The sequence below is a fragment of the Salinivibrio sp. IB868 genome, assembly GCF_001995655.1.
Taxonomy (GTDB): domain Bacteria; phylum Pseudomonadota; class Gammaproteobacteria; order Enterobacterales; family Vibrionaceae; genus Salinivibrio; species Salinivibrio siamensis.
The window spans coordinates 151,882-161,294 of record NZ_MUEW01000011.1; the positions used below are offsets into that span (position 1 = coordinate 151,882).

At 46.8% G+C, this 9,413-nt stretch carries 13 protein-coding genes and 1 pseudogene; 11 read left to right on the forward strand and 3 right to left on the reverse strand.

Features of this window, described 5'->3' with window-relative positions:
* Positions 1–31: 31 nt before the first annotated feature.
* On the reverse strand, positions 32–988 hold the full coding sequence (locus tag BZG20_RS16085) for an IS110 family transposase (RefSeq protein ID WP_198531488.1): 957 nt from the start codon (positions 986–988) through the stop codon (positions 32–34).
* 278 nt (positions 989–1,266) lie between these two features.
* On the opposite strand from BZG20_RS16085, the gene BZG20_RS12825 reads away from it, so the two are divergent.
* The 10 genes from BZG20_RS12825 to BZG20_RS12870 all read left to right on the forward strand — a co-directional run bounded on the left by BZG20_RS12825 (position 1,267) and on the right by BZG20_RS12870 (position 6,204).
* Entirely contained in the window at positions 1,267–1,470 is a 204-nt protein-coding gene (locus BZG20_RS12825) for a transposase (protein WP_077579255.1), read from the forward strand.
* Between the two features lie 220 nt (positions 1,471–1,690).
* Positions 1,691–2,323: a type B chloramphenicol O-acetyltransferase gene (gene catB, locus BZG20_RS12830; protein WP_046073452.1), complete on the forward strand. Its 633-nt coding sequence runs from the start codon at positions 1,691–1,693 to the stop codon at positions 2,321–2,323.
* A gap of 93 nt (positions 2,324–2,416) precedes the next feature.
* Positions 2,417–2,764, forward strand: coding sequence for a hypothetical protein (locus BZG20_RS12835; RefSeq protein WP_077579256.1), 348 nt, complete (start codon positions 2,417–2,419; stop codon positions 2,762–2,764).
* Between the two features lie 370 nt (positions 2,765–3,134).
* Entirely contained in the window at positions 3,135–3,620 is a 486-nt protein-coding gene (locus tag BZG20_RS12840) for a hypothetical protein (protein ID WP_077579257.1), read from the forward strand.
* A 115-nt stretch (positions 3,621–3,735) separates the two neighbouring features.
* Entirely contained in the window at positions 3,736–4,074 is a 339-nt protein-coding gene (locus tag BZG20_RS12845) for a hypothetical protein (RefSeq protein WP_077579258.1), read from the forward strand.
* 12 nt (positions 4,075–4,086) lie between these two features.
* Positions 4,087–4,584 (forward strand): ASCH domain-containing protein, encoded by a 498-nt coding sequence (locus BZG20_RS12850; RefSeq protein ID WP_077579259.1) that lies wholly within the window; start codon positions 4,087–4,089, stop codon positions 4,582–4,584.
* A complete protein-coding gene (locus BZG20_RS12855) occupies positions 4,581–4,976 on the forward strand; it encodes a GFA family protein (RefSeq protein ID WP_077579260.1) in 396 nt (131 codons plus the stop codon). The genes BZG20_RS12850 and BZG20_RS12855 overlap by 4 nt, the downstream gene beginning before the upstream one ends.
* Positions 4,977–5,055: 79 nt before the next feature.
* On the forward strand, positions 5,056–5,538 hold the full coding sequence (locus BZG20_RS12860) for a hypothetical protein (protein WP_046073447.1): 483 nt from the start codon (positions 5,056–5,058) through the stop codon (positions 5,536–5,538).
* Between the two features lie 149 nt (positions 5,539–5,687).
* Entirely contained in the window at positions 5,688–5,948 is a 261-nt protein-coding gene (locus tag BZG20_RS12865) for a type II toxin-antitoxin system prevent-host-death family antitoxin (RefSeq protein WP_069590095.1), read from the forward strand.
* Positions 5,935–6,204: a Txe/YoeB family addiction module toxin gene (locus BZG20_RS12870; RefSeq protein ID WP_197075724.1), complete on the forward strand. Its 270-nt coding sequence runs from the start codon at positions 5,935–5,937 to the stop codon at positions 6,202–6,204. The genes BZG20_RS12865 and BZG20_RS12870 overlap by 14 nt, the downstream gene beginning before the upstream one ends.
* Positions 6,205–6,275: 71 nt before the next feature.
* Here BZG20_RS12870 and BZG20_RS12875 read toward each other — a convergent pair whose 3' ends face one another.
* Positions 6,276–7,040 carry a hypothetical protein gene (locus BZG20_RS12875; protein WP_046073445.1) on the reverse strand — a complete coding sequence of 255 codons (765 nt, stop codon included), beginning with the start codon at positions 7,038–7,040 and terminating at the stop codon, positions 6,276–6,278.
* A 119-nt stretch (positions 7,041–7,159) separates the two neighbouring features.
* Complete coding sequence (locus BZG20_RS12880) at positions 7,160–8,635, reverse strand: sensor domain-containing diguanylate cyclase (protein ID WP_052708002.1); 1,476 nt, start codon at positions 8,633–8,635, stop codon at positions 7,160–7,162.
* 504 nt (positions 8,636–9,139) lie between these two features.
* Between BZG20_RS12880 and BZG20_RS16125 the strand changes: the two are divergent.
* A pseudogene (locus tag BZG20_RS16125) lies at positions 9,140–9,413 on the forward strand (GGDEF domain-containing protein); the annotation flags it as partial.

Genomic DNA, 9,413 nt, shown 5'->3' on the forward strand with positions numbered 1-9,413 from the left:
AGATACTTAACAAACGAGTATGTCGTCAATCCTAAATTTTAGCGAGATTTTTATCCCACATTACGCCGTCTCTGAGCATCGAATTTAAGATCACCACCATCTTACGCACACAGGCAATAATGGCGACTTTTTTCGGCTTTCCGGCGGCGACTAATCGGGTATACGTGGCTTTAAAAACAGGATTACATTGCATCGCAGACATCATCGCCATATACAACACGGTACGAACTTGAGTACGTCCACCTTGAATCACCCGTTTGCCTTTATATCGCCCACTTTCTTTTGTTACGGGTGCAACACCAATGAGTGATGCCGCTTGTTTGTTAGTTATATAGCCCAGCTCAGGGACGTTACTGATGATAGATGCTGCTGCAATGCTGCCAATGCCAGGCACGCTCTGTAAGAGCGCATTTTTAGTCTGATATTCAGGGCACGTTTCAATCAACTTCACGAGTTTTTGCTCGATGTTAGTGATTTGATTTTTCATCGCAGTGAGTATGGGTTTAATGGTCGAATGCAAGGTTTTTGGCAGTATCTGCAAGCGGTTCTTTTCCATAGTTTGCATGGATAGGAGCTGGTTTCTTCTGATGACTAAGTCACTCATTAAACGTATATTTTCAGCCTTGATAATTGTGATTTCAGGCTTAATGACTTCGCCATAATGTGCGATTAGCTCAGCATCTAAACGGTCATTTTTCGCTCTGCGGCCAATGGCGCCGGCGAAGCGTTTAATGTGCACAGGATTGGCGCGTACGATGGGTAAATTGGCTTCAATACACGCGAGCACAAAGGACATTTCTAATCGGCCAGTGGCTTCAATAATGATGCGCTCAGGCTGATATGGCTTGATGATTTTCAGTGCATCTTTAATGCCTTTATCCGTGTTTGGCACAGAGAAGAAGTGCGCAGTTGGTCTGACGTAGATGTCGAGTTGCGCTTTACCGGTATCGACGCCGATGTTGATGCTTTGCTTGGGTGCAGTATTCATAATAAGCTAACTCTTGTTTGCGTAATACGGGTTCGAGACCCAGTCGAGTATTCGAGTTTGGTGCTTGGAGCTCTAAGGTGCGTTCATGTTTGTTATCGGTCTCTCGACAGAGGAGCCAGCGTTCAATCGAACTGCACATTAGAAAGCTTTAGTTGTAGCTAAAGCCTGGGTCTCACTTTACCCAAATACGGGTGAGATTATCCATACAATCTGTTTAAGAGGGATTCTGGACTTGATCCGTTTTACTGGACACGCATCGACGACCTGAGGAGGTCAGTATGCCAGCCTATAAAACGGGTAAAAAGACAGCGCAATATTCACTAGACTTCAAACTGAAAGCGGTTGAATGGAGCTATGAAACGCATCGAACAGTGAAGTCGGTTGCAGAGGCGCTTGATATCCATCCATTCATGCTATCGAAATTGCGTAAAGCGTATCGAGATGGAGAGTTTGGTATGGTCAAGTCCCAAAAAATAAAGTGAAGCCAGACAAGGTGAAGGATGAGTTATCGGCACTCAAGCGACGGATCACGGAGCTTGAAGAGAAAAATGGTGCTTGGCGAGATTAACGGCACAAAAGAATTGAGCCTACATGGTTACCTCCGTTATTAAAAGCCGCACCTAAGTGTGGCAGATTTTCAAGAGGGGAAATCTATGTCATTCGTTAGGCAATAATGTGATTCTGGATTGGATGTGTAATTAAATGAAAAATTATTTTGAGAGCCCGTTTAAGGGAAAACCTCTGATAGAACAAGTTAAGAACCCCAATATTAAGGTAGGCCGTTATAGCTATTATTCAGGCTATTATCATGGACACTCATTTGATGATTGCGCTCGCTTCCTCCTGCCTGATCGTGATGATGTTGATAAATTGATAATTGGAAGCTTTTGCTCTATCGGATCGGGAGCCTCCTTTATCATGGCTGGCAATCAAGGCCACCGATATGATTGGGTGACGTCATTCCCTTTTTTCTATATGAATGAGGAGCCGGCATTTTCGGAATCAGTTGATGCTTTCCAAAAGGCAGGTGATACCGTCATAGGGAGTGACGTGTGGATTGGGTCCGAGGCAATGATTATGCCTGGTGTAAAGGTTGGCCATGGGGCGGTAATTGGTAGTCGGGCTTTGGTTACTAAAGATGTAGAACCATACACAATTGTTGGTGGCAACCCCGCAAAAGCGATAAGGAAGCGCTTTTCAGAACAGGAAATTACAATGCTACTAGATATGAAGTGGTGGGATTGGCCGTTGGAGAAAATTAAAGAAGCAATGCCTCTTTTGTGCTCGTCCGATATTGAAGGCTTGTACCATTTTTCGCAACGCTCAGGTGCCTAACAAACGGCTGTTGCCATCCCTTCGGGGCTGGGACAGCCTTTCCACCGCTTCGCTGCCACAAATCAGCCCCACATCCTGGAGTTATAAGTCTCTATGAAAATCGCGATATTTGTCTTAATCATTCTGCTGGTCGGAACCAATGCGTTTTGGTTTTACCAAGCGCTAGATTCTGGTATCACGGCAGCTTATCGGGATGACTCAATCGATAAGCTCCAGGAAACACAGGCGCAGCTTATGGCTGCCATACCCAAGCTGGCAGCTTCTCAGGAAAAGGCGGAAATTGTTGCTGCATTCGAGTCTGTCACAGACCAAGAGACTTATGAAAAAGAGGGCTGTACTTGGGTGGGCTGGGTAGGTCTGAAGTTTGGCGACGACGATAGACTATTGGCGGTTTCGCCATCTTGGTCATATCAGCAGGGAGTCCCTTGCTGTGATAACTAAACTGAGCCGTCTCTGTACTCAGCGTTAATTCCCCAGAGAAAGCAATTAATCCGCAGGGAATTTTTGTTTCTGGTGGAGCACACGCATCACTCGGCGATCAGGTGACTTAACAGGAATGAATCGGCTGTTTGGACGCTGAACAGCGTCACAAATGGCAGCGGCATCGTGTTGTATCACTACAGGCTTCAATACCTATGCATATTGTAGGCATACTGGCTAACGCAGCCAATAATGTAGCGTATGAAAAAGAGTTATGGAGAATGACGTTTCCGTGGTCATCCACCGCGTGAAGAGAAAACAGTGTTTGGTGAGATGGACGCCAAATAAAAATTAAGCAGACTCAAAAAATATCATGACTCAAGGAGGAAACATGATAACACCAATCATTATTTTAGTGCTTCTATCCAGCCCGTTGGCCATTTCCTTCATTTATTCAAAATTGAATGGCACGCTTTTGAACGTGAGCAAGTATGCATGTTGGGGGCTGGGAGTCGCTTTTATATTCTTTTTTATTGGACACCTTGTTAAAGCTGAGGGCATGGTAGAAATGCTGCCTACATGGGTGCCACTTCGTTTGGAGTTAGTTTATTTCACGGGGTTGATTGAGCTATTAATTGGCATCGCGCTTTTTGTTCCACGGTATCAGCCTCTCGCAGCAAAACTTGCTATTGTTGTGTTTATCGCTTTCTTTCCAGCGAATGTTTATGCCGCAGTCAATGGGATAGGCCTTGGTGGGCATCAATGGGGGCCGAGCTATCTTTTAATACGCGGCCCTCTACAGGTGATACTCGTTGCTTGGGCCTATTTCTTGTGTATAAAAGGTCACCATAAGCCTATTAGACACAGTCAGGCGTAAGGGTCACTCGGTTAACGCGGAGATGATTGTGCCATTAAAAGAAGAAGGCCGCTGAGATAATAGCGTCATCAAAAGTTTTGTTTATCTATACAAGTTGATATTGGAGTTAATCATCATGAATGACCGTTCACGCGCCTTACTTGCCATCTTTGCCTTGATGTTTTCTTGGTCATCGATAGCGCAGTCGCTGCCAGAAGGAGCGATCCAAGAAGGATCGCTGGCTAATCAAAAATTGATCCAAGATGCGATGGCAGGGGTGCTGGTTACGGTGGCATCTCAAGGCTGTGAGAAGCCAGAGGAATTTGTGGCTTATGTGCGGGAAATGCCGTCAGGCGAGGTAGGCACAAGGGTGTGGCGGGAGCTATGGATTGTCGAAGGTTGTGATGACACCTATCCAATAAAACTTCGCTTTCAGGAGGCGGGAGCTGGGGCTGCGAATTGGACGATTGAATAAACAAGGACACTCATGAATACAGAACAACAGGCATTTTTAAACGCCTACCTTGCCACTTTAAGTGAAGCAGAACGTCAGGCCGTGCCTGAAACGATTGCCGAGTACTTTTGCGCGGATGAATACAACGCCAACGAATGCGCCCGTTTAATTGATCAAGGCATAAAGCGCGCATCGTGCAGCCTAAAAGCATGCTACGAGATAGAAAACGAACCTTACCCGCAAGTGGGGCGTTTAACCGTGGTGCTTAACTGGGCGCAGCAGCCGGTTTGTATTATTAAAGTGACTGAAGTGAGCGAGTGCCCGTTTGATCAAGTAACCGCTGAGTTCGCCGCAGCGGAAGGAGAAAGCGACAAGAGTTATGCGTGGTGGCGGCAGGCACATCTTGCGTTTTTTGAGCAAGAGGGGCAGGCACTCGGCGTACCGTTTACAACCCAATCCCCTTTGGTGTTAGAACGCTTTGAGAAAGTCTATCCGCTTGATCACCATGAAACTGAGCAGGTAAGCGCATGATAAAACAAGTCGGCCAAACGCCCATCCAACCTGAACACTTGGCTCGCTGTCACTGCGGGACAGTTGTGTTAGCCCTCGCGTTACCCAATGGGATTGAAAACCCCAGACGCTGCGATTGCTCAATGTGTCGACGCCGCGGTGCGATTGTGGGCTCGGTCAAACTTGCACAATTGCGTGTCGTTGCTGGCAGTGAACAACTCAGTGTGTATTCCTTTAATACTCACACTGCTAAGCACTACTTCTGCTCACGCTGTGGCATTTACACTCATCACCAGCGTCGCTCCAATCCGAGTGAGTTTGGGTTCAATATTGCCTGCTTAGATGGCGTCAATCCGTTTGAGTTGGRGAATATTCCCGTGATGGATGGAGTTCATCATCCAGCGGATCGCTAGGATGTCGCGGATATCGTTTTGAGGAGTGGCCTCTCTTTAGTTTAGGTCATCAATATAGGATTAAGAGAATTACGTTAATATGAAAACGATAAATACGTGTGTTGTCCTTTTTTTCTCTTCGTTGGTGTTATCTTCCAAGGCAGCATCTGAGCTGCCGATCAATAAGAGTAACGTAACGGGGCAGTGGATATGCTCATTTACTATGCAGGGAGATAAAGTTTATAAGGAAAAGTGGGCATTAAAAGATAACAAGGAATTCGTATTAAACGGGCGTGTTGAATATTTTCTTGGCGAGGAAAGTGCGCGCTTTTCATACAATGCTACGGGTGAGTGGGAGTTAATCAACGACACGATTAAGCTGGCTTACAATCCTTTTGAATTTCAGAGCAATGATAGCTTTAGCCAAGCCTATCTCTCAGAGATTGAAACCGTATACATTACGCCAGCATGGAATGGCACTCGGCGATTTCAGTACGACGTTGAGGCGTTATCCAAGTCGCGTATGCAAATCGGCGATGACTACGATAGTTGGCAATGTAAAAGAAACAAACGCGTGGGTTAAGCCAGTATTGTCCATCCAACCTGAACACTTGGCCCGCTGCCACTGCGGGACAGCTGTGCTCAGCGAATAGCTACTAGACATGTTCTTTAAGTTGTACATGTCTAGTTTGTTGCTCTATACTTCAGTGGTGTAAGAATAGGAGCAATCCGATGAAAATCATTTCGTTTACTGAAGCGAGAAATGGCCTCAAAACGGTATTAGATGGGGTGGTTGACGACGCTGATACCGCTATCATCACCCGACGTGATGCAGAGGATGCGGTGGTGATGTCGCTTGATTACTACAACAGCCTTATGGAAACCGTCCATCTGTTGCGCTCGCCCGCAAATGCTGAGCACCTAAATCGCTCCATTACTCAGTACAAGATGGGGAAAGCGATGGAGCACGCGTTAGTCGATGACGATGAGTAGTCGCTTACTTTGCTGGACGGATGATGCGTGGCGTGACTACGTATGCTGGCAAAGTCAGGATAGAAAAACACTCAAGCGAATCAACAAGCTCATCATCGATGTAAAACGAACGCCATTCGAGGGGATAGGTAAGCCTGAGGCACTAAAAGAAAATCTGACAGGCTTCTGGTCGCGGCGTATTGATGACACCAATCGGCTGGTTTACGCCGTGGATGATACGTCTATTACGATCCTATCTTGCCGATATCACTATTAGTCACCTAGCGCCTGCGGTGCACAATGAAGGCGCGAGGCGTCATGCTCACCACCCTCAATAAAAATCACTCCTTATAACGCCTCTGGATAGTGCGTTTTCAGTAATTCTTCGACCACCGCCAGGTTCTGTCCAAGCTTTCTCAGTGCCAGCAAGCGTGTTTTGCTAAATTTAGCGTCTTTGGGCACCAAGCGCATGATGTAGGCCGCGCGTTTGCCTTGGTAGACATCCTCTGATTTATGGAAAAAAGCGTTACAGAATAGCAGCGCATCACCTGCATCCAACGCAGGCGTCACCTTACCTTTCTCCATGTAGTCATACTCTTGCTGAGTGATTTGAAACGGCGGGTGCTCGGGCACCGACGGGTCGGCAATGCGCACCAGTGAGTGCAATTGATTGGCTTCGCGGATCAGCGATAGGCGCACCGCTCCCTCTTCCATCACGATAGATAACTGCCCTGAGCCGGGTTCTTTCACTGGCGTCAGCGGGATCCATACCGTGAGCATATCTTCCGGCCGCTCCATAAAGCCAATCGAGTCAAAATCGGTATGGAAAGGAAAGCCTTGATCCTCGGGCGTTTTCTCCAAATATAAATCGGCCAAAATGCGATAGTCTGGCAGCAGTGCCTCAATGGTGTCGGCGATGTTGAGATCTGGGTCGCGGAATACCATGGGCCCATAAATCGCTTTTTTGTAAATGTCGGCATACCAAGTTTGCCCATTGGGCATGGCGTCGAGTTTGGCAGCGAGAGCCGTTTGTGTCTCTAGGCTCAGTACGCCAGGGACGACTTTGCCGTGATGAGGAGAGAGGTTGTCGAGAAAGTCCGGGCGAGCTGGCATAGAAGCTCCTTGAGGGGGATATAAAACCGAGTGTGTTAGCTTTAGTCTAGCAAATCACCGTCTTCACTGAATAACGGCGGTGGCGAGATAAATGTACTGACCGAGAATGCCCTACAAGTTTAAGCGTAACTGACGACCCGGTTGCGTCCAGAGAGTTTGGCGTTGTATAAAGCGTCATCGGCATGCTGGTAGAGGTGCTTAGCATCGAGCTGGGCCGCGTCGAGCTCTGCACAGCCAATTGACACGGACACACGGATAGCGGGGGAGTAGTCGAGGATCGAATGTTGGTCGTAAACGGCCTCGCAGAGCTGAGCGGCATAGTGCTGCGCCGCTTTTTGGTCGGTATTCGCCAACAGACAAGCGAACTCTTCCCCTCCAATGCGATAAATGTTGCTGTGCAGAGGAAGATGCGTTTCGAGTAATGACGCGAAGGCTTCGAGGACGTGATCGCCAACGATATGGCCGTAGTTATCGTTGATGCGTTTAAAATGGTCGATATCAATAATAAGCAGGGATAGAGGCTGATGTCGGTACCGGGCTTGTTCACCAAAGCGGGCAAGGTCACTGGCAAATTGACGGCGGTTGTATAGTTGTGTCAGCGGGTCAGTCGCAGCTTGGCGCATTAATGCTTGTTCTTCCGCCTTACGCTGACTGATATCCCACATCACCCCAGCGACCACACCTTGAGGCTTATTTTTCGGATCATTATTGGTGGTGATTTCTACCCACGTATATTCACCATTATCACGTTTAACCTGTAAGTCCATTTTTAGCTCGTTGCCAGCGGGCGATAAAAAATGGCGCACCCGCGAGAAAAACGCTCGACGATACTGAGGATGAATGCGGCGCAGCCAGTGTCGGCTGGTGTAGGTACGGGAGTCACGAATACTGCTGGCAGCACTGTCGCCGATGATCTCTGACGAGCACCAACAGATACCGCGTTGAACATCCACTTGCCAGGTGCTGCAGTGGGTATTGTCTTTAATGATTTCGATTTGCCGTTGTTTAGAAAACAGCTCGTTTTTTAGCACTGTACTGGCGATGAGATGTCCCGTGGCGCGCAGCAAGGTCACATCACTTTCTGACCAGCGTTGTTCACGCTCGCAATCATCAAACCCTAGTGTTCCCCACCATTTATTATCGACAATGATGGGGATGGTTAACATCGATAAAATGCGCTGTTGTGTTAAATAGCGTTTGAGCCAGGATGAGGGTAATTGATCAGTAATGACAGATTGATACTCGCCACGTTGTCGGCTTTCTATCAGCTCGCGGTACTCGGGGTGAGCGAGGCTAGAGCTAAAATGATTGAAGTGGGGGAGACGAATTTGCGCATACTTCTTCTCGTTGGCCCATTCAAAAACATAATCTTGCAAAATATCGCTGTCGCTGAGTGCTAATACTTGAAACACCCACACGCGACTCACTTGCGTGACAGCTCCAATTTCAGCGAGCAAGTGATTAATATTGGCAAGCCTGTCGTCACCACTGACCAGCATGTCTGCGCCGCGTAGCACAGCCGACAGCAGGTCGACATTCAGCTCAGAGAGCTGGTGTCTATCAAGTTCAGGTTGGATCCCGGTTAGGATGGTCATGCGATAGTCCGTTATCTACAAAGTCACCACTTTGTTGAGCGTAGCAGGCGCGTGTATAAATAGTTAACACAGAACACATTAAATGTTCAGTGTTGTGTGTCACGTTTGCATTTAGTCGCACTCGCCCTGTTAGTAAAAATAGACATAATCATCGTCGTAGTGGAATGAGTGCTGCGACAGTGTGAGTGGATAATGCTGTTTTGTGATCACAGATACCTGCAGAAACTGTGCTAGTCTTGACAGCATCGACCCGTATAGTGTGAGAAAATGATAAATAGACCTTGGCCCAAAGGGTAGATTTGGTGATTGGGTTAGCCTATGATCATTCAATCCACGCAAGGGCGCGGTCAGGCATAGATATTGCGGGAAATTAAAAGTGGTTATTGTTGTGAGGCAAGTAATAACGTTTGCGACAAAACGATACTTAAATCACGGAATGAAAAATAACTAAATACTGTCGTATTATAATACAATACTTAATTTATTGGTAAAAAGATTGAACTGATGCTGGAAAATGTTTCAATTAACAAGAAATTACCTGCGGTGATGATTTTTTTTGCATTGATATCAATGATCGTGGCCGGCGTTGTTTCTTATATAAACATTAAAGTTAATGTTGAAGACATTATAAAAAACAATATGCTTTCTCTTTTGCAGTCGAGAAAATCTAGTTTGACTAATTATTTTTCCTCGCTAGAGGACGAAATGTTGTTTCATGGTCAGAGTCCTTTGGTGAGAGACGCGCTTGAAAAATTCTCACAATCTTTTGATGATATAC